Raw genomic sequence first — 22,476 nt, 5'->3', positions numbered from 1 at the left:
CGGGCCGGCCGCGACGGGCTCGGTCGCGACGCCGAAGCGGGGGCACCCGGGCGTGCCGGACTCCGGAACAATCGCTCCCTGGGCGGGCGAAACAGCGCCGCGCCAGGCCCGTGCGACGAATTCTCCGGAGTTCGGCACGCAAGACGTTGTGCCCGACGCCGCGGAGCGTGGTCTGCTCGCGCGTAGGCTGGAGGGATGGCGGAATCGCGGGGGCGCGTGTGGACCGGGGTCATCCGGGTGGGGCCGCGACAGGGCGATCACCGGGTCGCGCTGAGGGCCGTGATCAGCGTCGGCGCTCCTCTGCTCGTCCTGCTCCTGATCGGCCGCCTCGATCTGAGCGTCTACGCGAGCTTCGGGGCGTTCGCCGCGCTCTATGGCCGGACTGACGTCGCCCGGACGCGCGTGCGGATGCAAGCGACCGCCGGCACCATCCTCGTCGCCGCCATGCTCGTGGGCACGGCCCTGTCGTTCCTCGCGACGCCCGCGATCGCGAGCGTCGCGGCGGTCGCCGTGCTGGCGGCGGCGGTGACCCTCTTCGCCTACCGCCAGCGCTGGCACCCACCCGGGGCGCTGTTCGCGGTGTTCGCGGCGGGGGCGACGGCCAGCTTCCCCGCCACGGCGGCGACCTTCGGCCTCGTGCTGCTCGTCGGCGGCGCGAGCGTCGTCTGGAGCCTCCTCGTCACGACCGTGTTCGCGCTCAGCCGCCGCGCGTCATGGCGACGTCCCACGCGCACGCGCCCGCCGATCGGCCCCGTCGCGTGGGAGATGACGGCGACGGTGGGCGTCGCGGCCCTGCTGGCCGGGATCACGGGTGCGCTGCTGATCGGCACGCACTGGTACTGGGCCATGGTCGGCGCGGTCGCGGCGGTCGGCGGTGCGCACGTGAACGCCCGTCTGATCCGCGGCGTGCAGCGCCTGGTGGGCACGCTGCTCGGTGTGCTCATCGCGGCGGGACTCCTCGCCCTCGACCTGCCGCCGTGGCTCGTGATCGCGATCGCCGTCGCGCTGCAGGCCTGTGCCGAGCTGTTCGTGGGCCGCAACTACGGCATCGCGATGATCTTCATCACCCCGCTCGCGCTCCTCATGGTCTCGCTCGCCTCGCCCGTCGGCCCCGACCTGCTGCTGCGCGACCGTGTGCTCGAGACGATCATCGGCGTCTTCGTCGGAACCGTGGTCGCGATCGTGTCGGCGGGACTGCGGCGCCGTTACCCGACAGACTGACCCCATGGATGCCGAAAACGCCCGCCGCCTCGGAACCGACGCCGCCGAGCGGATCAGTGCCGGTTGTTACGGGGCGCTGGTGTCGGCATCCACTCTCATGGGTCTCGGCACTGCCGACCTGAGCGACGTGATCCTCGTCGTCGCGCTGACGAACCTCGTCTACTTCGCGACCCACGTGTTCGCCTCCACGCTCGGCGACGTCTCGTCGGAGCGTTCGTGGCCGATCATCCGCCATCACCTCGCGGTGAGCGCGCCGATGGTGTCGGTGACGTTCGTGCCCCTCCTCGTCGTCGTGGCACTGGTGGCGACCGGTGTCGACCTGCCCACCGCGCTGCTGTGGGGCGTCGGCGTCGCGATGTCGTATCTCATCGCCGTGGCGACGGTCGGCGCGCGCCTGCGCGGCTCCTCACCGATCGTGGTGATCCTCACCGCGGTCGGCGCCGCGGTCATCGCGGTTCTGCTGGTCTTGGCGAAGCTGCTGCTGCACTGACCATCCGATGCGCCGCCGCGTTCAGACCGGTGTCGTCGTATGGTCGCCGTGGCGGTGCACGATGCGCCACACACCCTCTTCGCGGCGCCACACGTGGGTGACCCGGACGACGAAGGAGCGGGGCTCGGCACCGTCGACCGACAGCACGCCGCTCTCGCGTCCCGCGGTCATCGCCCAGTCGTCACCGACCAGCACGCGGTCGTACTCGGGCACGAGGGGGCCGCCGCGGAAGCGGCGGGCCACGACCTCCAGGGTCGCCTGCACGTCGGCGGCAGTCGTCGCGTGCGTGCCGAATCCGCCCATCAACGTGGCGTCATCGGTGCGGGTCCACAGCGACGCGAAGGGCTGCGGATCGCCGTGGCCCATGGCATCCAGGGCGCGGGCGAGATCGCGGAGGGCGTCGTCGAAGGTCATGCCAACATCGTCGCGCACTCGCGCGCTCGTGTCGCGCGTCCGTGTCACGCCCGATGTCGGCGGGCCGTGACAGGCTGGGTTCTCGTGAGCCCCCATCCCGCCCCGGCCCTGACCGTCGTCGGCGCCATCAACGTCGACCTGACCGCCCGCGTCGAGCGGGCCCCCGCCGCCGGTGAGACGGTCGCCGACGGCGTGCTGCACCGAGGTCCCGGCGGCAAGGGCGCCAATCAGGCGGTCGCCGCCGCGCGACTCGGTGCCGACGTCCGACTCGTCGGTGCCGTGGGCGACGACCCCGACGGTCGTGGCATCCGAGATCAGCTGGCCGCGGTCGGCGTCGACGCCGCGGGCGTGCAGACCGCCGAGGCCGCGACCGGCACCGCGCTGATCGTCGTCGACGCGACGGGCGAGAACTCGATCGTCGTGTGCGCGGGCGCGAACGCGGCGATCGACGCCTCCGCGCTGGGCATCGAGCCCGGTAGTGCGGTGCTGATGCAGCTGGAGGTCTCGGATGCCGTCGTCGCCGCCGCCGCGGAAGCCGCGGGCTACCTCGCGCTGAACGCCGCCCCGGCTCGCCCGCTGCCCGCGGGGGTCCTCGAACGCTGCGACCTCGTCATCGTCAACGAGACCGAGTACGCGCAGCTCCCCGAGGTGCACGATGCTCCGCTCCTGTGCGTGACCCTCGGCGGTGAGGGAGCCCGACTGTACCGGCACGGCGAGCTCGTGGCGACGGCGGCGGGCGTACCGACGACGGTCCGCAACACCGTCGGGGCCGGCGACGCGTTCTGCGCCGCGCTCGTGTGCGGGCTGCTGCGCGGTGACTCCCCCGACGACGCCCTGTCGCGCGCGTGCGCCGTGGGCGCCGCGGCCGTCGCCGACGACGCCTCCCAACCCGCGCTCACCGCGCTCGACACCTACGAGGTGACCTCATGACGACCCGCCGCCCGATCCTCGTCGACTGCGACACCGGCATCGACGACGCCCTCGCCCTGGCCTACTTGTTGGCCGAGCCGTCCGTCGAGATCGTCGGCGTCACGACGGTGTCCGGGAACACGGATGCCGCCCGCGCGGCGGCCAACACCCTGTCGCTCTTCGAGCTGGCCGGGGCGCACGACATCCCCGTCGCGATCGGCGCCCACGACTTCCGCGGGCGCGAGTACGCCGGTGGGGCGCCGCACGTCCACGGGGAGGACGGGGTCGGCGGTATCGCGCTGACCGCCGCGGCTCGCGCGCACGACGCCCGCGCGGCGGTGGAGCTCATCGATCACCTGGCTCAGCGGCATCCGGACCTCACCGTGCTCGCCCTCGGACCGCTCACGAACCTCGCCGCGTACGCCGAGACGCCCGGGGTCGCGGCGATCGATCGGCTCGTCCTCATGGGCGGGGCTTTCGCGCACTCGGGCAACGTGACGGCTTGGGCCGAAGCCAACATCCACAACGACCCCGAGGCCGCCGCCGTCGTGTTCGCCCAGGACGGGGACATCACGGTCGTCCCCCTCGACGTCACGATGACCCAGACCCTGGATGCCGCCGACCTCGTGCGCCTCGAAGCCATTCCCGGCGCGCTCCCCCGGGCGTTGGCCGCGATGCTCCCCGCCTACCTCGACTTCTACGAGGGCCGCGTCTTCCCCGACCGCCGCTGCGCGCTGCACGACCCCCTCGCTGCGATGGTCGCGGCGGGGGTGCTGCGCGGGGTCAGCGTCGTCCGCGAGCGCATCGACGTGCGCGTGGAACGCGGCGAGCGCGGACGCACGGTCTCCTCGCACGCGTCCGAGACGCAGCGCTGGGTGCGCGGTATGGAGGGGTCCGCTGTCGAGGTGCTGCTGGACACGCTCGAGCGGCGGGAGTGGCCGGGCTGAGCGCGGTCCGGTGATCCCGCGAATGCGGGCAGAAGAGCACGACGCCGAGGCGACGGGCGGTGTTCAGAGCGGCTCGCTCGCCCACCGTGCCAGGCGCCCGACAAGGGCGCGCACAGCGGGGCTGTCGTACGCCTCCACGTCGTGGCCCAGCGCCGAGTACGCGGACCGACCCGCCGCGCCGTCGCGGACCCAGGCCACCGGGTGCGCCTCACCCCCGTACTCCTGGCGGTACAGCACCCGCGTCTCACCGGTGACCCGGAGCCACGAGTAGGCCTCGTCCACGGTGTCGATGACCGCGGGTAGCTCCGCCGCCGAGGTCCCCTCGGCGCGGACAAGCCGAATCGGCCCGCGCTCCGGGTGCATCGAGTGACCCCGCACCCACCGACCGCCGAGTCGCGCCTCCCACGAGTCGCCCTCGGGCAGGAGCGTCGCGGCCACGTGCAGCGCGAGCAGTCCCCCGGTGTGCCCGTCGACCGCCGCGCGGAGATCCGCGTCGCGCGGATGCGCCTGCGGCCCTCCCCCGGCGTTGACGACGAGAAGATCCGCTCCTCTCGACCGCTCGGCGAGCTCGTCGACCGTCAGCACGGTGTCCACCGAGAACCCCTCGTCCCGCAGGATGTCGGCGACCACCGCGCTGGTCTCGACGAAGGGATGCCACGGGTCGACGTAATCCCCACCGCCCGAGAACAGCACCACGCCACTCATGCGGGCGCCGCCGTGGACCCGCGAAGGATCAGGCGCGGCTCCACGTGCAGCTGCAGGGGCGGTTCCGCGCTCGGATCGGAGACGAGGTCGATGAGCCTGCGAGCCGCGAGCGCCCCGACCCGACGCCGGTCCGGTGCCACCGCGGCGATCGGCGGATCGGCGTGAGCGGAGACGTCGTCGTCGTACGCGACGATCGACAGCTGCTGCGGCACGCTGATGCCCCGCGACCGGGCGTTCTGGAGGAGGCCGAAGAGGGAGTTCTCGTCGCCGTGGCAGAACAGTGCCGTTGCGCCGGTGCGCTCCACGGCATCCATCACGACATCCGCACCCCCGCGTTCCCAGCGGGGTCCGGCCCCGAGCTCGGCGGGACCCAGGATGCCGCTTCCTTCGGCGATGCCCAGGCGCTCGAGCGCGTCGCGCCAGCCGAGACGGACGAACTCCGAGCTCTGCGAGCTGCCGCGACTGACCATGAGGATGCGGCGATGACCGAGGGAGGTGAGGTGACGCACGGCGGACAGCGCGCCGCGCTCGTGCGCGGTGCGGACGGACGACACCGTTCCCAGCCCCCCACCCGGAAGCTCGCGTTCGACGAACACCACGGGGACACTCAGGCTCTCGAGCTTCTCGAGGAATCCGGGGGGCGCCTGTCGCTCCGAGACCGTGGGAACCCAGAGCAGTCCCGCGACACCGCTCGCCACGAGCTCGTCGATGAGGCGGTACTCCTCGTCGAGGTCGTACTCGGAGATCGCGAGCCGCATGTCTCCCCCCGCCGCGAGGACGTCGTTGACTCCTTCGACGACGTAGCGGTAGTAGTACGACGTCGGCACGACGACACCGATCGTTCCCGTGAACGCCGCCTCCGTCCCGGCCGCGGACTCCGAGCGCAGAACCGCGCCGCCGCGGACCTTGTCGAGAACCTGCTCCGCGACCAGGGAGTCGAGGTCGCGACGCACCGTCACGTGGGAGACGCCCAGATCAGTGACGAGCGAGGTGATGCTGACCGCTCCGTCCTGTTGCGCGCGACTCAGGATCCGCGCACGTCGTTCCGCAGCAAGCATCGAGGCCTCCTCTGCCCGTCCGTCGGTCTCATCCTAATCAGCTGGCCCATTTTGTTCCAGTCTGAAAACTTGGCCCCCTCAATTTTCTTTATGTTTCTTTTACTTGCCATATCTTTCACTTCGTGATCATACTGACGGGTCGCTGGCAACGACGCCGCGACGACTCGAAGGAGACGTCATGATTCGACGACGAACGACCCTCTGGATAGGCGGTGCGACGGTCGTCGCCCTCGCCGCGGGAGGGGTGATCGCCGCGACACCCGCGCTCGCGGCGACCGTCACCCAGGTGGCGGTGAGCCAGGCCGGCTACAGCGCCACGGGCCTCAAGGTGGGGTCCGTCGTCGTGGACGGCGACCTCGCTCCCGGCGCATCCTGTCGCATCCTCCAGGGGACGACGGTCGCGGTGCCCGCGTGCACGCTCACGGACGCCGGAACCGTGTGGGGCGACCACGTGTACACCGTGGACTTCTCTGATCTCACGACCCTCGGCGAGGACTACGCACTCGAGGTCGACGGCATCGCCTCGCCCTCTTTCGCGATCCGCGACAACGTCTGGGCGGGCTACCTCGATGAGATGACGGCGTTCTACCGCCTGCAGCGCTCAGGTGTCGCCACCGCCGACGCCTACCCGGACGGCTACAGCAGCATCGCGCCCTCGGCCAAGATCTTCCACGGCCCGGGCCACCTCGACGACGCCGCGTCCGAGGACGGCACCGTCCACTACGACCTCACGGGTGGGTGGTACGACGCCGGCGACTACGGCATCTACGGCGGAAACCAGTGGGTCGGGGGCAACATCGCCATCAGCTACCTCCGCTACGGCGACACCCCCGCGGTCGCCTTCGACAACGACGGCAACGGCGTGCCCGATCTCGTCGACGAGGCTCGTTTCGGCAGCGAGTACCTCCTGCGGATGTGGGATGCCTTCGGCGGGGCGTTCTGGGACGTCAAGGGCAGCGGAGGCTTCCAGCATCCCGACAAGCACACCGACGGCATCGTCGGCACGAAGGACGACCGACGTATCTCGGGCTACGGGGTCGGCGGCTCGGCGAAGGCCGCGGGCACTCTCGCCGCGACGGCGCGCGCGGTGGACAAGGCCCTCACCGACGGCGCGATCCCCTCCGCCGACGTCGCCGAGTGGCAAGCGTTCTCCGCGCGGGCCCGCGCCGGCGCGGAGGGCTTCTACTCCTACGCCGACACGCACCGGACGGATCCGCTCGGCGGGTACTCGACGACACGCGGAGGGATCGACAACTCGCTGCTGTTCGCCGAGGTCGAGCTGCACCTGCTGACGGGGGACACCTCGTACCGGGATGCCGCAGAGAGCACCATCGCGGCGACGGACTTCACCATCTTGTCGAACACGAACTACTGGGACCTGGCGCCCCTCTCGATGGCGGAGCTCTATCCCGCGGCGACGTCGACGGCCCAGGGCCAGATCCACGCGTACCTCGAGAAGCAGCTGGACTACTTCCTCTCCAGCACCGACGACACGCCCTACGGCGTCGTCAACCAGTTCAAGAACTTCGGGGTCAACGAACCGCACGTCTCCTACGTGGCCGACGCCCTGCGCTACTACGAGCTGTTCGGCGACGAGCGCGCCCTCCGCGCCGTTCAGCGAGGCCTGTACTGGGTGTTCGGGAACAACCCCTGGGGCACGAGCTGGGTGTCCGGCGTGGGCGAGAAGAGCGTGAAGTTCCTGCACACCCGCCTCGACGAGGACGCCCAGAATCAGGCGGGCACGGGCGTCGTCGTGCCGGGTGCGCTGGTCAGCGGCCCCAACGCCCGGGACCCGCTCGACGTCCGCAGCGCCAGCCCGTGGTACGTCGACCGCCCGGTGTGGCAGGACAGCGGGCAGCAGTGGCGCTACAACGAATACAGCGTCAGCATCGAGGCGGGACTTTTCTCGGCGCTGTTCGGCCTCACCGCCGTCGGGGATGCCCCGTGGTCTGCGGGCGCCGCGCCGGCCACGCTGAACGTGACCTCGCCCCGGATCGGCGACGAGGTCACGGGAGACGTCACCGTCTTCGCCGAGAGCGATCTCGACGCTCCCGCCCTCGGACCGAACTGGTCGCCCATGACCGTGGCGGGCGGGGTCGCGACCGGCGTCGTCAACGTCGACAGCGCCGCCCCGTTCACGAACACGCGCGTGGACGTCCGCGGCACGCAGACCGACGGGTCGCAGGTCTACTCGTCGACGCACTACACCGTGGCCCCTCCTTTGCCGACGCCGCAGAGTCCCTTGCTGTACGACGGGTTCGGCAAGGACGGCCTGTTCGGCGTCCAGGGCTACACCTGGGCGAACTGGTACAACAACCACGCGGGCGTGGGCTCGGTGACCAACACGACCGTCGACGGACGGACGGTCGGGAGGTTCTTCCAGAACCCCGCGACAGCGGCATCCCAGGCGAAGTTCCAGCCGTGGCATCACGCCGCGGACGCCAGCGGCTACCGCTACCTGAGCGTCACGATGCGCTCGCCCTCGCCCAACCTGCGGTTGCGCATCGAGGTCTCCGACGCCGACTCGAACCATCGCGTGACGGGGAACGCGCCGATCGCGGTGTCGAACACGTGGAACACGTACTCGTTCGACCTCGCGGCCTTCCCCGGCCTCGATCGCTCGCAGGCGAAGATCGTCTTCTGGCTGCAGCAGACGGCGGACACCGACGGCGAGCTGTTCGTCGACGAGGTGAGCTTCACCAACCAGGCGACGGGCACAGCCCCGACCCTCACGGCGATCTCGCACACCAGCGGACCGCTGACCACCGGCGACGACGTGACCGTGCAGGCGACGTACACGGATGCCGACGGGCAGGCGCCGCACAGGGTCCAGCTCGTGCTGGACGGGGTGGTGCACGACATGGCCCCGGTGGATCCGTCCGACACGGTCGTGACCGATGGTGCGGTCTACGCCGTCACCGGCCGATGGGTGAAGGGCGTGCACAGCTACTCCGTGCGCACCACCGACACCACGTCGGCTGTGGTGACCTCCGCGACGACGACAGGGGTCGTCGTCCAGTGACGACGAAGCAGGGGCGAGCTCCGGCTCGCCCCTGCTTCGTCGTGCGTCAGGCCGAGAGCCCGAGCAGCGATCGATCGACCCTGTTCGTCGGCGCCTCACCCCGGACGAGGGTCTGCAGCCCGTCCAGGGCGGAGTCGGTGAGCCGCAGGGTCTCGGCGTGCATCGCCCCGGCGATGTGCGGCGTCAGCACCACTCCCGGCGCCCCGAAGAGCGGGGAGTCGGGCGGGAGCGGCTCGGGGTCCGTGACGTCCAAGATCGCGCGCAGCAGTCCGCTCCGGCAGCGCTCGAGCAGGGCCTCGGTGTCGACGAGCGAACCACGGGCGGTGTTGATCAGCACCGCGTTCGGACGCATGGAGGCGATCCGTCGCGCGTCCAGCAGGTGGCGGGTGGACGGGAGCTCCGGGGCGTGGATCGACACGATGTCGCTCCGGGCCATCAGGGCGTCCAGTTCCACCAGAGCGGCGCCGGCCGCCCGCACCTCCTCCGCCGCGGCGTACGGGTCGGCCACGACGACCTCGAAGCCGAAGGGAGCGAGAAGCGCCGCGACGCGTCGTCCGACACGCGAGAAGCCGACGATGCCGACGGTGCCGCCGAAGGTCGCCGACGGGGGGATCCCGTCGCGCCAGCCCCCGGCGACGTCGCGCGTCGAGGCGTACCCCGCGATGTAGGCGGGCACGCGCTTGGCCTCCAGCAGGATCATCGCGAGCGTGAACTCCGCCACGGGGATCGCGTTGGCTTCCGCCGCGCTCGTGACGACGATGCCCCGGTCCCAGACATCCTCGGAGATGAGATTCTTCACCGACCCACCGGTGTGCAGGATGCCACGCAGGCGCGGAGCCGCGCGGAGGACCTCGGGCCCGAGGTGCGGGGCTCCCCACCCGGTGATCAGATACTCCACCCGGGCGAGGCGTTCGAGCGCACGGCCGTCGAAGACGTCGACGCGCACCGGGTCGTCCACTGTCACGAGCGATCGCAGACGCGCCCAGCGAGCCTCGTCGAACAGATCGGCGAATGTGCGGGGGGCCATGACGAGGAGCGCGTGGGGGCGCCCGCCCGAGGTATCGGCGTCGACGGTGTCAGCCATGAGCACGAGGCAACCACACCTCTCACAAGTGCACAAGTCTTAAACCTTTGTGTTTATGAGTTGAAAATATTTCTTGCGAACTGAACACGGCTGTGTTCATACTGGGCCACGTGCACGACGAGGTGGCGCACCACCTGTTCCTCGTCGGGTACGCGCGCGGCGGTCATCCGACCGCCCCCCGAACGGAGGAATCATGCAACACCGCACACGCCGCGTCATCGCAGCCGCCGTCGTCGTGCCCGCCCTGGCGGTCATGGCCGGTTGCAGCGGAGGCAACGGAGCCGGCGACGCCGACAGCGGAGACGGGAAGGTCACGATCACCGTCATGGGCAAGCCCGCGGCGACCAACACGGCCGCCGTGCAGCTCTTCGAACGCCAGGTGTCGGAGTTCGAAGCGGCGAACCCGAACATCACCATCGAGGCATCCGATGTCCCGTGGGATGCCAAGACGTTCGCCACCCGCCTCGCCGGCGGCAGCGCCCCCACGCTCCTGCGCGTGCCGCTGACCGAGCCCCCGGCTCTCATCGAACGCGGCCAGGTCGCCGACATCGCCTCCGTCGCGTCGAAGCTGGACAGCTTCTCGAATCTCAATCCGCGCGTGATGCAGTTCCTCGAGCAGGGCGACGCCGTCTACGGCATCCCCGAGAAGAGCTACGCCTTCGGACTCGTGTACAACCGCGACCTCTTCACGCAGGCGGGTCTCGATCCCGACTCTCCGCCGCAGACGTGGGACCAGGTCCGGACCGCGGCGAAGAAGATCACCGAGGCGACCGGCAAGACCGGCTTCGGCGAGATCTCGACGAACAACAGCGGCGGGTGGCACCTCACCGGCTACGACTACACCTACGGCGGGAAGATGATCGACCAGGCCGCTGACGGCACCTGGACGGCGGCGTTCAACGACGACGCCTCCCGCGAGGTGCTGCAGATGTGGAAGGACATGCGCTGGAAGGACGACTCGCTCGGCGACAACGTCCTCGGAAAGCAGGAGGACCTCGTCGCGGAGTTCACGGCGGGCAACGTCGGCATGTGGGTGACCGCGCCGCCCGACGTGTACCCCAACTACATCGCGGCGGGCGGCAAGCCCGAGGCGTTCGGCGCGGGCCCCATGCCCCAGGGCGGAGCGAACGCCACGCTGGCCGGAGCCACCGTCCTCATGGTCAACGCCACCGCGACCGAGGCCGAGAAGGAGGCCGCGGTCAAGTGGATCGATTGGCGTGCCCTGCGGCCCAATTACGACCTCGAGGTCGCGGCCGAGACGGCGAAGGCCTCGGCCGCCGACGGCCTGCCGGTCGGCGTGCCCGTCGCCCCGATCTTCACCGCTGAGGCCTACGCCGCCTACCGCGATGCGATCGCCGACTACGTCAACGTCCCCGTGCAGAACTTCGCGCCGTACACCGCTTCGCTCGACAAGCTCGAGTACGTCCCCGAGCCGGCCGTCGCCTCGCAGGAGATCTATGCGGCCCTCGATCCGGTCGTCCAATCGGTCCTCACGGACGAGAACGCCGACATCGATTCGCTGCTGAACGACGCGGAGCAGCGGGTCAACCAGATCCTGGCCCAGCACAAGTGATGACCGTCACCACCGACCGCCTGCGCAGCACGACACCCATTCGTGCCGCGCAGGCGGCTCGCCCCGGCGCACCGCGTCGGCGCTCGTTGACGCGCCGGCGAGCGGCGATCGCGGGGCTCGTCTTCCTGCTGCCCACGTTCGTCGTCTTCGGCTACTTCGCCTGGTGGCCGATCCTCCAGAGCGCGGCGCTCGCCTTCCAGCAGACCGACCTGGTCTCCGCCCCCGAGTGGGTCGGGTGGAACAACTTCGAGGTGCTCTTCTCGGATCCGCTCCTCCCCCGCGCGGCCGTGAACACGCTGTGGTTCACCGTGCTCTCCCTGGCGATCGGACTCCCCGTCCCACTCGTGTGCGCGGTGCTCATCTCCGAGCTGCGCCGCGGCGGCACCCTCGCACGCGTCCTCGCCTACCTGCCCGTCGTGATCCCTCCCGTGGTCTCGGTCCTGCTCTGGAAGGTGTTCTTCAACCCGGGCGAGTCGGGGGTGGTCAACAGCCTCCTCGGACTCGTCGGCATCGACCCCCTGCCCTGGCTGCAGTCCCCCGGCACCGCGATGCCGAGCCTCGTGATCGTGGCGACCTGGTCGGGTGCCGGCACCGCGATCCTCATCTACCTGGCCGCGCTGACCGGCGTCAGCACAGAGCTCTACGAGGCGGCCGAGCTCGACGGCGCCTCGGTCTGGAAGCGCATCGTGCACATCACCCTCCCGCAGATGCGCGGGGTGATCCTCGTGCTCCTGCTGCTGCAGATCATCGGCGCGATCCAGGTCTTCACCGAGCCGTACGTCATGACCGACGGAGGACCGGCCAACGCCACCGTGACGATCCTGCTGATGATCTACCGCTACGCGTTCCTCTTCGGCAACTACGGCGTGGCCACGGCCCTCAGCCTCCTCCTCGCCGTCGTCCTCATCATCGTCTCCGCGGTCTATCTGCGGCTCACCCGTTCCTGGAGCACCCGATGACCGCGACGACCGAGAGACGTCCGGCGCGAGCCGCCGCACAGCCGCGCGAACGCGGCATCCTGTCCAGCTTCGACTGGCGCCGACCCCGCATCTTCGTCGGGTGGCGCGCGATGCACATCGTCCTGCTGATCGGTCTCGTGGCCCTCGGGGCCGTTCCCCTGTTGTGGATGCTGCGCGCGGCGATCTCGTCCACGACGGATCTGCTGCAGCATCCCCTCAGTCTCGTTCCCAGCCCCGCGAAGTGGGAGAACCTCCCCGACGCGTGGAACCTCCTGTCGATCGGACAGTATCTGGGCAACACGGTCGTGCTCGTGGGCGGGTCGTGGATCGTCCAGCTCGTCGTCTCGGCGACCGCGGGGTTCGCGCTCGCGGTGATCCGGCCCTGGTACGGGCGCATCGTCTACGGGGCGATCCTGCTCACGCTCTTCGTCCCCGGCACGGTGACCCTGATCGCGCTGTACCTCACGGTGCTCGACCTGCCGCTGCTGCACCTCAGCCTCACCGACACCCCCTGGGCCGTGTGGCTGCCCGCGGGAGCGAACGCCTTCACCATCCTGCTGGTGAAGCAGTTCTTCGAGGACATCCCGCGCGATCTCTTCGAGGCCGCGCAGCTGGACGGCGCGGGATGGTTCACCATCTTCTGGAGGATCGTCCTGCCGATGTCGCGGCCGATCCTCGCGGTGGTCTCCCTGTTGTCGATCATGACGGCCTGGAAAGAGTTCCTCTGGCCGCTCATCGTGCTGACCGACCCCGAGACCCAGCCGCTGGCCGTCGCCCTCCCCCGCCTCGCGCAAGCGACCGACCCGGCGTATCTCATCGCGGGTCTGGTGATCGCCAGCATCCCTCCCATCCTCATCTTCCTGATCTTCCAGCGTTCCATCGTCAAGGGGATCGGCTTCACCGGCCTGAAAGGCTGACCGTGACACCCGACTACCGCACCCCCCGCCTCTCCGCGGAAGAACGCACAGCCGATCTGCTGCCGCGCCTCTCCCTCGAGGAGAAGGTCGGCTTGATGTTCCACACGGTCATCGAGTCCGGCGCGAACGGCTCGCTCGTCGAGACCACCGGCGCGCTCAGCAAGTCGCCGACGAGCACCGTCGTGCTCGACAAGCGGATGAACCACTTCAACGTGCACGGTCTGGGAACGCCTCGCGAAGCCGCGCGCTGGGCCAACGCGCTGCAGGCTCTCGCGGCGCAGACCGAGCACGGCATCCCGGTCACCATCAGCACCGACCCGCGGCACGCGTTCACCGAGAACGCCGGTGCGTCGTTCGCGGCTCGCGGGTTCTCGCAGTGGCCGGAGCCCCTCGGCCTCGCCGCGCTCGACGACGCCGACATCCTCGAACACGCGCGGATCGCCCGCGCGGAGTATCTCGCCGTCGGCATCCGGATGGCCCTGCACCCCCAGGTCGACCTGGCCAGCGACGCCCGCTGGGGACGGCAGTTCCAGACCTTCGGAGCGGATGCCGAGCGCACCACGCGTGCGATGCTCACCTACCTTCGCGGGTTCCAGGGAGACGAGCTCGGCCCGACGTCCGTGGCCTGCGTGACGAAGCACTTCCCGGGCGCCGGCCCCCAGCAGGGCGGGGAGGACGCGCACTTCCCCTACGGCCGCGAACAGGTCTACCCCGGCGGTCGCTTCGCCGAGCATCTCGCGCCGTTCGCCGCCGCGATCGCCGCCGGCACGGCCGGGCTCATGCCGTACTACGGCATGCCGGTGGGGCTCGAGCTCGACGGAGAGCCGGTCGAGGAGGTCGGTTTCGCGTTCAACCGCCGCATCGTGACCCGGCTTTTGCGCGAGTCCCTCGGCTTCGACGGGATCGTCGTGACCGACTGGGAGTTGATCCACGACAACGTGGCTCAGGGGCAGGTCCTTCCGGCCAAGGCGTGGGGGGTCGAGCACCTGTCTCCCGCGGAACGCATCGTCAAAGTCCTCGACGCCGGGTGCGATCAGTTCGGCGGCGAGGAATGCACCGATCTGCTGCTCGACCTCGTCCGCACCGGGCACGTGGCCGAAGAGCGCATCGACCGGTCGGCGTTCCGCCTGCTCGCCCTCAAGTTCCGGCTCGGCCTGTTCGACGACCCTTTCGTCGACGAGGACGCCGCGGCCGAGATCGTCGGGTGCGCCGCTCATCGGGACGCGGGGTTCCGCGCTCAAGCGTCCTCGGTCACCGTCCTGACGGACGACGGGCTCCTGCCCCTCGCGGCGTCGCCCGACCGGCGCGTCTACGTCGAGGGCATGTCCGCCGAGGCCGCCCGCCCCTGGGGGACCGTCGTCGCCCGTCCCGAAGACGCCGACGTCGCGGTCGTGCGCCTGCCCGCACCCTACGATCCGCGAGACGACCTCCTCTTCGAGTCGCTCTTCCACCAGGGGTCGTTGAACTACCGTCCGGGTCTGCTCGCACGCCTCGGCTCCCTCGCGAAGGCGACCCGTCTCATCGTCGACGCGAACCTGGAACGACCGGCCATCCTGACGCCGCTCGTCGAGATCGCCGACACCGTCGTCGGCACCTGCGGGGTGAGTGACGAGGCCCTGGTCGCCGCACTCTCCGGCCGCGTCGCCCCGCGTGGTCGCCTTCCCTTCGAGATCCCCCGGTCCATGGCCGCCGTCGAGAACTCCCCGGAGGACGTGCCCAACGGCACGGCGGATCCGCTGTTCCCGGCCGGCCACCGACTCGCGGTGTCCGCCCGATGAGTCTTCCCGTCACCGACCGTCTCGACCGTTTCGTCCGCGAGAGGCTGCGCCCCCTCACGGTGGAGGCGTCCGCCCCTGTCGACATCGCCGCGTGGCCCGTACCCGGCGAACCCGTGCCGTTCTCCGAGGTCCGCGGGCGCGCGTTCCGTCCCCTCCGTGTCGGCGCGCCGTGGGGAACGCCGTGGAGCACGCTCTGGCTGCACGTCACCGGCGTCGTCCCCCGCGGCTGGGATGCCTCGGAGAACCACCGCACCGAGCTGCTCGTCGACCTCGGTTTCAACGACCAGTCGCCCGGCTTCCAGGCCGAGGCTCTCGCCTTCCGCCCGGACGGCTCGATCGTGAAAGCCGTGTCGCCCCGCAACGCCTGGGTCCCGGTGGAGGGCGAGGTCGACCTGTATCTCGAGCTCGCCGCGAATCCCACGATCCCGCCCGAGTCCCACTGGCGTCCGACGCACCTCGGAGACCGTCCCCTGCCGGAGTCCTCTCCCCTCTACACGCTGCGTCGGCTCGAGATCGGCCGCATCGACACGAGGATCGAGCATCTGCTGCTCGACATCGAGGTGCTCACGGGTCTCGCGGAGCAGCTCCCGCCCGGTTCGCCGCGCGCCGCCCGCATCGGCTCGAGCCTGTCGACGATGCTCGACGCCATCGACCCGGACGACGTCCGCGGCTCGGTCGACCGTGCCCGCGCGATCCTCGCTCCGGTCCTCTCCTCCCCCGCCGCAGCCAGCGCGCACACGGTGCTGGCCACGGGGCATGCGCACATCGACTCCGCGTGGCTCTGGCCCCTCCGCGAGACGATCCGCAAGTGCGCGCGCACCTTCTCGAACGTGCTCGATCTGCTCGAGCGGCATCCGGACCTGCGCTTCGCCTGCTCCTCCGCCCAGCAGCTGGCGTGGATGGAGGAGCACTATCCGGCGGTCTTCGCCCGCATCGAGGAGCAGGTGCGCGCCGGGCGATTCGTCCCCGTGGGCGGGCAGTGGGTGGAGCCCGACACCAACCTGCCCGGTTCCGAGGCGACGGCGCGACAGCTCGTGGTGGGCAAGAGATGGTTCCTGGAGAAGTTCGGCGTCGACACCTCGGAGGTCTGGCTTCCCGACACGTTCGGGTACTCGGCATCTCTTCCCCAGCTCATCCGCCTCGCCGGTGCCGAGTGGTTCATGACGCAGAAGATCTCGTGGAACCAGACGAACCGGATGCCGCACCACACCTTCTGGTGGGAGGGCATCGACGGCACGAGGGTCTTCACCCACTTCCCGCCCATCGAGACCTACAACGCCGAGCTCTCCCCCGCCGAACTGGCTCACGCCGAACGCACCTACACCGATCACGCGACCGGCACGGTGTCTCTGGCGCCGTTCGGCTGGGGCGACGGGGGCGGCGGTCCGACGCGCGAGATGGTGGAGCGGGCGTACCGCCAGGCCGATCTGGAGGGGTCGCCCCGCGTCGCCCTCGGCGCACCGCGCGACTTCTACGAGCGCGCTCGCGACGAGAATCCGGTGCTTCCGGTGTGGACGGGCGAGATGTACCTGGAGCTTCACCGCGGCACCCTCACCAGCCAGGTCAAGACCAAGCAGGGCAACCGCCGGACCGAGCGGCTCCTGCACGAGACCGAGCTGTGGGCCGCGACGGCCGCCCTCTACGGCGATGCGCCCTACCCGGATGAGCTGCTGCGCCGCGCGTGGCGACAGACCCTTCTCCTGCAGTTCCACGACATCCTGCCGGGGAGCTCGATCGGGTGGGTGCACCGCGAGGCCGAGGAGGCGTACGCCGCTCTCGCGATCGAGCTCGAAGAGGCGATCGGTGCCAGCCTCGCCGCGCTGACCGGTCCGGGCACACGCACACTGACGGCGAACTCCGCGCCTCTCCCCCTCGGCGGTGTCGCCGCCGGTGCTGTCGCCCTCACTCCCCCGCCCCGAGCCGCGACGCGTCTCACGGCGACCGCTGAGGGAGGCTGGGCGCTGTCCAACGGCGTCGTCCGCGCCGTCGTGGACGCCGACGGCCTGCTCGTCGAGCTCTCCGGCCCCTCGGGGCGCAACGCCCTGCCCGAGGGCGCTCGCGCCGCTCTCCTGCGCCTGCACCCCGACTTCCCGGACAAATGGGACGCGTGGGACGTCGACGCGCACGACCGCGCTCGCGCGATCGACCTCGACCACGCGGAGACCATCGTGGCGTTCGTGGGCGACGACGGAGCCGGAGTGGTCTCGGCCACGCGCTCCGTCGGGCGGAGCACACTCACCCAGACCCTGCGTCTCGCCCCCGAGGCGGCGGGTATCGACATCGAGGTCCACGTCGACTGGCGTGAGAAGCACCGCCTCCTCCGGATGGTCGTGCCCCTGGAGATCCACGCGGAACAGACGCGCGCCGAGATCCAGTTCGGACACGTCACACGCCCCACCCACACCAACACCTCCTGGGACCAAGCGCGGTTCGAAGTCGTGGCGCAGAGGTGGATCCACGTCGCCGAATCCACGTACGGCGTCGCGATCGCCAACGACTCCACCTACGGCCACTCCGTGGAGCGGAGCCTCTCCGACAGCGGTGCCGTCGTGACGACGGTGGGGCTGTCGATCCTCCGCGCCCCGACCTTCCCCGATCCGCACGCCGACCAGGGGCGGCACGAGATGCGCTTCCGCATCCGTCCGGAGGCGACGCTGACGGATGCCGCGGAGGAAGGGCACCGGCTCGACCGCGCGGAGCGCGTGGTCGTCGGCGGGCAGGAGGTCCGTCCCCTGGTCGCCTGCTCGACCGTCGGCATCCGCGTCCTCACCGTCAAGCTCGCCGAGGACCGCTCCGGCGATCTCATCGTGCGCCTGCACGAGGCGACGGGCGGGCGGCAGGACGGACGACTGACGTTCGGCATCCCCTTCGCGACGATCGACGAGGTCGACCTGCTCGAACGCCCTCTCGACGCCGCGCTCCACCGCGCCGACACGGACGCCGTGGACCTCACCCTGCGCGCTTTCCAGATCCTCACGCTGCGCTGCCGACCGGCGCGCACCACCGACCCCGGCCCCCGACGGCCGACAGAGAGGCAGACATGACCCTTCCGACCGACACCGCCGTGCGCACCCGCGAGATCGGCGTCATCCTGAACGGTGCCACGGGACGCATGGGCTACCGCCAGCACCTCGTGCGCTCGATCCTCGCGATCCGCGACGCCGGAGGCATCGACCTCCCCGACGGCTCCCGCGTGACCGTGAAACCGCTGCTCGTCGGCCGCAACCGCGCCACCCTCGCCGAGCTCGCGGCCCGGCACGACATCGAGGACTTCACCACCGACCTGGATGCCGCTCTCGCGGACCCGCGCTGGGAGATCTACGCCGACTTCCTCGTGACGAAAGCGCGCGCCGCGGCGCTGCGGAAGGCGATCGCGGCGGGCAAGACCATCTACACCGAGAAGCCCACCGCGGAGAGCCTGGACGAAGCCCTCGAGCTCGCGCGCCTCGCCGCGGAAGCGGGGGTGAAGACCGGCGTCGTGCACGACAAGCTGTACCTGCCGGGGCTGCAGAAGCTGAAGCGCCTGGTCGACTCCGGGTTCTTCGGACGCATCCTCTCCGTCCGCGGCGAGTTCGGCTACTGGGTCTTCGAGGGCGACTGGCAGCGCGCCCAGCGCCCGAGCTGGAACTACCGCGCCGAGGACGGCGGCGGCATCATCGTCGACATGTTCCCGCACTGGAACTACGTGCTGGAGAACCTGTTCGGCCCCGTGCGCAGCGTGTACGCGGAAGCCGCCACGCACATCCCCGACCGCTGGGACGAGTCGGGGGACCACTACACGGCCACCGCCGAGGACGCGGCCTACGGCATCTTCGAGCTCGAGGGCGGGGTCATCGCGCAGATCAACTCCTCCTGGACCGTCCGCGTCCACCGCGACGAACTGGTCGAGTTCCACGTGGACGGAACCCACGGCTCCGCCGTCGTCGGTCTGTTCGGTGCCGAGATCCAGCCGCGGGGCGCCACGCCCAAGCCCGTGTGGAACCCCGACCTCGAGGACGCGCACGACTACGCCGCCGATTGGCAGCGCGTGCCCGACAACGACGTGTTCCTCAACGGCTTCCGTCAGCAGTGGCAGGACTTCCTCGTGTCGTACGTCCAGGAGACGCCCTACGCGTTCGACCTCCTCGCCGGCGCGCGCGGTGTGCAGCTGGCCGAGGCGGGCCTTCGCTCGAGCCGCGAGGGGCGGAAGATCGCGCTGGAGACGCTGACCGCGGTGCCCGGTGGTGTCGCCCGATGACCGGCCTTCGCCTGCTCGGTCCGGATGGCCGACTGACCGCGACCGAGCTGCGCCCCGCGCCGTCCTGGCGGCGGCCCACCTCTCCCCTCCGCAGCCGGGTCGTGTACGCGGCCGCGCACGTCGTCCCTCTCGCGTGGGCGGACAACACCCCCGGCGTGCCCGCCCGCATCGACTGGGACGCGACGCTGGACTTTCGTCGCTTCCTCTTCTCGTGGGGCCTCGGTGTCGCTGATGCGATGGACACCGCACAACGCAACATGGGGCTCGACACCCCCGCGACCCGCGAGCTGATCGCTCGGTCCGCGGAGGTCGCCCGCGAGGAAGGCGGCTCGCTGGTCGTGGGGGTCAACACCGATCACCTCGAGGCCCCGAGCGCGTCCCTCTCGCAGATCGTCGACGCCTACGTCTGGCAGCTCGAGTTCGCGGAGGAACAGGGAGCGGATGCCGTGCTCATGGCATCCCGTCATCTCGCGCGCACCGCCACCTCGGCGGACGACTACCGCCTGGTGTACCGCGAGGTGTTGAGCCGCGCGTCGCGTCCGGTCGTGCTGCACTGGCTCGGGGAGGCGTTCGATCAGGAGCTGGCGGGGTACTTCGGTTCGACGCGCGGAGAGGACGCGGCGACCACGCTGCTCGACATCATCGCGGAGAACGTCGACCGCGTCGCCGGGGTCAAGATGAGCCTGCTCGACGCCGAGGCCGAGCGGTGGGTCCGCGCGCGGTTGCCGGAGGGCGTCCGGATGTTCACGGGCGACGACTTCCACTACGTCGACCTGCTCGACGACACCGAGCCGACGCCGGGGAGCACCCGCACCCATTCCGATGCCCTCCTCGGCGCGTTCGCCGCCGTCGCCCCCGCCGCCTCCGCGGCGATCCGAGCCCTCGACGCCGGCGACCACGCGTCGTACCGTGCCGCGCTGGATCCCACCACACCGTTGAGCCGGCACCTGTTCGCGACCCCGACGCACTTCTACAAGACGGGAGTGGCGTTCCTGTCGTGGCTCAACGGACACCAACCGGCGTTCCAGATGGTCGGTGGCCTTCACTCCGCCCGGAGCCTCCCCCACCTGTCGCGGATCGTCGAGCTGGCGAACACGGCGAACGTCCTTGAGGACCCCGAGCGGGCGGCATCGCGCTGGCACGCCCTTCTGCGCGTGAACGGGGTGGACGCGTGAGGGCGCACCCGCGCCTGTCGATCAACCAGGCGACCATCAAGCACACCGACCTCCGCACCGCGCTGGACCTGACGGTCGCGGCGGGGTACGAGGCGATCGGCCTGTGGCGCGAGCCCGTGGCCGAGGTCGGCCTCGCGACCGCGTGCGCGATGTTGGAAGACTCGGGACTGCGCGTCACCACGTCGTGTCGCGCGGGCTTCTTCACCGGAACGGGATCGCTCGACGACAACCGCCGCGCGATCGACGAGACGGCGGAGCTGGCCGCGGCGGGAGCGCCCGGCTCGACGCCGACGCTCGTGATCGTGGCCGGTGGACTCCCCCCGGGATCTCGCGACCTCGCGGGGACCCGTGAGCGGGTGCGCGACGCGATCGGCGACCTGGTCCCGCACGCCCGGGGTGCCGGCGTCACCCTCGCGATCGAGCCGCTTCACCCCCTGTACGCGACCGACCGCTGCGTCGTGTCGACCCTCTCCCAGGCCCTCGATCTCGCGGAGCCCTTCGCGGCGAACGAGGTGGGTGTCACGGTCGACACGTTCCACGTGTTCTGGGATCCGGGGGCGATCTCAGCGATCGAGCGGGCGGGACGCGAGGGGCGCATCGCCACGTACCAGGTGTGCGACTGGAAGACCCCCCTCGCCGCGGACGTGCTCCTCAGCCGCCACTACCCCGGCGACGGCGTGATCGACTTCGCCGTTCTCACGCGCGCCGTCGAGGCGACGGGGTACGACCGCGACATCGAGGTCGAGATCTTCCACGCCGACATCTGGGCGCGGGACCCGAAGGTCGTCCTGGCCGAGACCGCGCGTGCCTTCCAGGACGTCGTCGCCCCGCACCTGCGCCGCGCTCCGGTTTCAGCCGGTCGTCGCGGGACCACCGCGTGAGGGTGGTCCTCGCCCCCGATAGCTTCAAGGGTTCCGCGACAGCGGAGGAGGTGGTCCGCGCGCTCGCCGAGGGACTGCGACGCGCGGACCCCTCGATCGAGACCGTGGCGCGCCCGATGGCGGACGGCGGCGAGGGCACGCTCGCAGCCTTCCTCAGCGCCACGGCCGGCGCCGTGCGCCACCCGCTGGTCGTCGAGGGACCCGCCGGCCCCACGCACGCATCGTGGGTCGAGCTCCCCGATCGCACCGGCGTCGTCGAGCTGGCCGCGGTGAGCGGAATCGAGCTTCTCGCCGGGACGCTCCGCCCGTGGGACGCCCACACGATCGGCGTGGGGCAGGCCATCGCGGACGCCCTCGACCACGGGGTCGAGCGGCTCCTCGTCGGCATCGGGTCGTCGGCGAGCACGGATGCCGGAACGGGACTGCTGACAGCGCTCGGGGCGCGCTTCCTCGACGCGGTGGGTCGGCCGGTCGCCCCGGGGGCACGCGGGCTCCGCTCCGTCGCCACGGTGGACGTGTCCCGCCTGCGGGCGCTTCCGGCGGGCGGGGTGAGCGTGCTCTGCGACGTGCGCAGTCCTCTCACGGGAGAGACCGGCGCTGCGCGGGTGTTCGGGCCGCAGAAGGGGTTCACCGACGCCGAGTGTCGGCGCGTCGACGGCGACCTCCACGCCTTCGCGGCGCTCCTCTCGCGTGCGCTGCCCGCCGCCCGACCGGACGCGCCGGGGGCCGGTGCCGCCGGAGGGGCGGGCTTCGCTCTCTCGGGGTGGGGCGGCGTGATGCGGTCGGGAGCAGGCGCCGTGGCCGAACGCGTGGGACTCGGCCCGGCGATCGCCGGGGCGGACCTCGTCGTCACCGGCGAGGGGCGTTTCGACGGGCAGTCCGCGCGCGGGAAGGTCGCGCAGTTCGTGCGGGACGCCGCCGCCGAGGCCGGAGTCCCCGTGGCTCTGGTCGCCGGTCAGGTGTCGACGGACGCCGATACGTCCGGCTTCGCGGAGGTCGTGTCGCTCACCGACCTCGCCGGCTCCAGCGTCGACGCCCGACGCGACCCGTCGCGTTGGCTCCGCCGGGCCGGAGGGGTGTTGGTCGAGCGCCTGCGCCGCTGACCC

The 22,476-nt window shown here is 71.0% G+C and carries 18 protein-coding genes; 14 read left to right on the top strand and 4 right to left on the bottom strand.

Features of this window, described 5'->3' with window-relative positions; genetic code table 11:
* Positions 1-195 precede the first annotated feature (195 nt).
* Positions 196-1,221 (top strand): FUSC family protein, encoded by a 1,026-nt coding sequence (locus NS220_RS08035; protein ID WP_058623557.1) that lies wholly within the window; start codon positions 196-198, stop codon positions 1,219-1,221.
* Between the two features lie 4 nt (positions 1,222-1,225).
* The gene (locus NS220_RS08030) at positions 1,226-1,711 is read left to right on the top strand and encodes a hypothetical protein (protein WP_058623556.1); all 486 of its coding nucleotides are present in this window, start codon (positions 1,226-1,228) and stop codon (positions 1,709-1,711) included.
* A 21-nt stretch (positions 1,712-1,732) separates the two neighbouring features.
* Here NS220_RS08030 and NS220_RS08025 read toward each other — a convergent pair whose 3' ends face one another.
* Positions 1,733-2,125: a YybH family protein gene (locus NS220_RS08025; protein ID WP_058623555.1), complete on the bottom strand. Its 393-nt coding sequence runs from the start codon at positions 2,123-2,125 to the stop codon at positions 1,733-1,735.
* An 84-nt stretch (positions 2,126-2,209) separates the two neighbouring features.
* Between NS220_RS08025 and NS220_RS08020 the strand changes: the two genes are divergently transcribed.
* Together NS220_RS08020 and NS220_RS08015 are read left to right on the top strand one after the other, a co-directional pair.
* On the top strand, positions 2,210-3,055 hold the full coding sequence (locus NS220_RS08020) for a ribokinase (RefSeq protein ID WP_058623574.1): 846 nt from the start codon (positions 2,210-2,212) through the stop codon (positions 3,053-3,055).
* Positions 3,052-3,981, top strand: a complete 930-nt coding sequence (locus tag NS220_RS08015) for a nucleoside hydrolase (RefSeq protein ID WP_058623554.1) — start codon at positions 3,052-3,054, stop codon at positions 3,979-3,981. Before NS220_RS08020 ends, NS220_RS08015 begins: the two co-directional genes overlap by 4 nt.
* A gap of 63 nt (positions 3,982-4,044) precedes the next feature.
* On the opposite strand, the gene NS220_RS08010 is transcribed toward NS220_RS08015, so the two are convergent.
* Positions 4,045-4,686 (bottom strand): ThuA domain-containing protein, encoded by a 642-nt coding sequence (locus tag NS220_RS08010; protein ID WP_058623553.1) that lies wholly within the window; start codon positions 4,684-4,686, stop codon positions 4,045-4,047.
* Positions 4,683-5,744: a substrate-binding domain-containing protein gene (locus NS220_RS08005; protein WP_058623552.1), complete on the bottom strand. Its 1,062-nt coding sequence runs from the start codon at positions 5,742-5,744 to the stop codon at positions 4,683-4,685. Before NS220_RS08005 ends, NS220_RS08010 begins: the two co-directional genes overlap by 4 nt.
* A gap of 178 nt (positions 5,745-5,922) precedes the next feature.
* On the opposite strand from NS220_RS08005, the gene NS220_RS08000 reads away from it, so the two are divergent.
* Positions 5,923-8,766: a glycoside hydrolase family 9 protein gene (locus NS220_RS08000; RefSeq protein WP_058623551.1), complete on the top strand. Its 2,844-nt coding sequence runs from the start codon at positions 5,923-5,925 to the stop codon at positions 8,764-8,766.
* 46 nt (positions 8,767-8,812) lie between these two features.
* Here the strand turns inward: NS220_RS08000 and NS220_RS07995 are convergent, their stop codons facing one another.
* The gene (locus tag NS220_RS07995; RefSeq protein ID WP_058623550.1) at positions 8,813-9,850 is read right to left on the bottom strand and encodes a hydroxyacid dehydrogenase; all 1,038 of its coding nucleotides are present in this window, start codon (positions 9,848-9,850) and stop codon (positions 8,813-8,815) included.
* A 193-nt stretch (positions 9,851-10,043) separates the two neighbouring features.
* Here NS220_RS07995 and NS220_RS07990 point away from each other — a divergent pair, with 193 nt between their 5' ends.
* From NS220_RS07990 to NS220_RS07950, 9 genes are read left to right on the top strand one after another with little or no spacing between them, the layout of a single operon-like run.
* Positions 10,044-11,423, top strand: coding sequence for an ABC transporter substrate-binding protein (locus NS220_RS07990; RefSeq protein WP_058623549.1), 1,380 nt, complete (start codon positions 10,044-10,046; stop codon positions 11,421-11,423).
* Complete coding sequence (locus NS220_RS07985; RefSeq protein ID WP_058623548.1) at positions 11,423-12,382, top strand: carbohydrate ABC transporter permease; 960 nt, start codon at positions 11,423-11,425, stop codon at positions 12,380-12,382. Before NS220_RS07990 ends, NS220_RS07985 begins: the two co-directional genes overlap by 1 nt.
* Positions 12,379-13,299 carry a carbohydrate ABC transporter permease gene (locus NS220_RS07980; protein WP_058623547.1) on the top strand — a complete coding sequence of 307 codons (921 nt, stop codon included), beginning with the start codon at positions 12,379-12,381 and terminating at the stop codon, positions 13,297-13,299. The genes NS220_RS07985 and NS220_RS07980 overlap by 4 nt, the downstream gene beginning before the upstream one ends.
* Before the next feature lie 2 nt (positions 13,300-13,301).
* Complete coding sequence (locus tag NS220_RS07975) at positions 13,302-15,077, top strand: glycoside hydrolase family 3 protein (RefSeq protein ID WP_058623546.1); 1,776 nt, start codon at positions 13,302-13,304, stop codon at positions 15,075-15,077.
* Positions 15,074-18,121, top strand: a complete 3,048-nt coding sequence (locus NS220_RS07970) for an alpha-mannosidase (RefSeq protein ID WP_058623545.1) — start codon at positions 15,074-15,076, stop codon at positions 18,119-18,121. Before NS220_RS07975 ends, NS220_RS07970 begins: the two co-directional genes overlap by 4 nt.
* Positions 18,118-19,314 (top strand): Gfo/Idh/MocA family protein, encoded by a 1,197-nt coding sequence (locus NS220_RS07965; protein ID WP_058623544.1) that lies wholly within the window; start codon positions 18,118-18,120, stop codon positions 19,312-19,314. Before NS220_RS07970 ends, NS220_RS07965 begins: the two co-directional genes overlap by 4 nt.
* The gene (locus tag NS220_RS07960) at positions 19,311-20,489 is read left to right on the top strand and encodes a DUF993 family protein (RefSeq protein WP_058623543.1); all 1,179 of its coding nucleotides are present in this window, start codon (positions 19,311-19,313) and stop codon (positions 20,487-20,489) included. The genes NS220_RS07965 and NS220_RS07960 overlap by 4 nt, the downstream gene beginning before the upstream one ends.
* The gene (locus tag NS220_RS07955) at positions 20,486-21,370 is read left to right on the top strand and encodes a sugar phosphate isomerase/epimerase family protein (protein WP_058623542.1); all 885 of its coding nucleotides are present in this window, start codon (positions 20,486-20,488) and stop codon (positions 21,368-21,370) included. Before NS220_RS07960 ends, NS220_RS07955 begins: the two co-directional genes overlap by 4 nt.
* Positions 21,367-22,473, top strand: a complete 1,107-nt coding sequence (locus NS220_RS07950) for a glycerate kinase (protein ID WP_058623541.1) — start codon at positions 21,367-21,369, stop codon at positions 22,471-22,473. The genes NS220_RS07955 and NS220_RS07950 overlap by 4 nt, the downstream gene beginning before the upstream one ends.
* Positions 22,474-22,476 lie beyond the last annotated feature (3 nt).

Source organism: Microbacterium testaceum (assembly GCF_001476655.1).
Lineage (GTDB): Bacteria > Actinomycetota > Actinomycetes > Actinomycetales > Microbacteriaceae > Microbacterium > Microbacterium testaceum_C.
The sequence above is the reverse complement of the archived record's forward strand: the minus strand, read 5'-3'. Positions and strand labels throughout refer to the sequence as shown.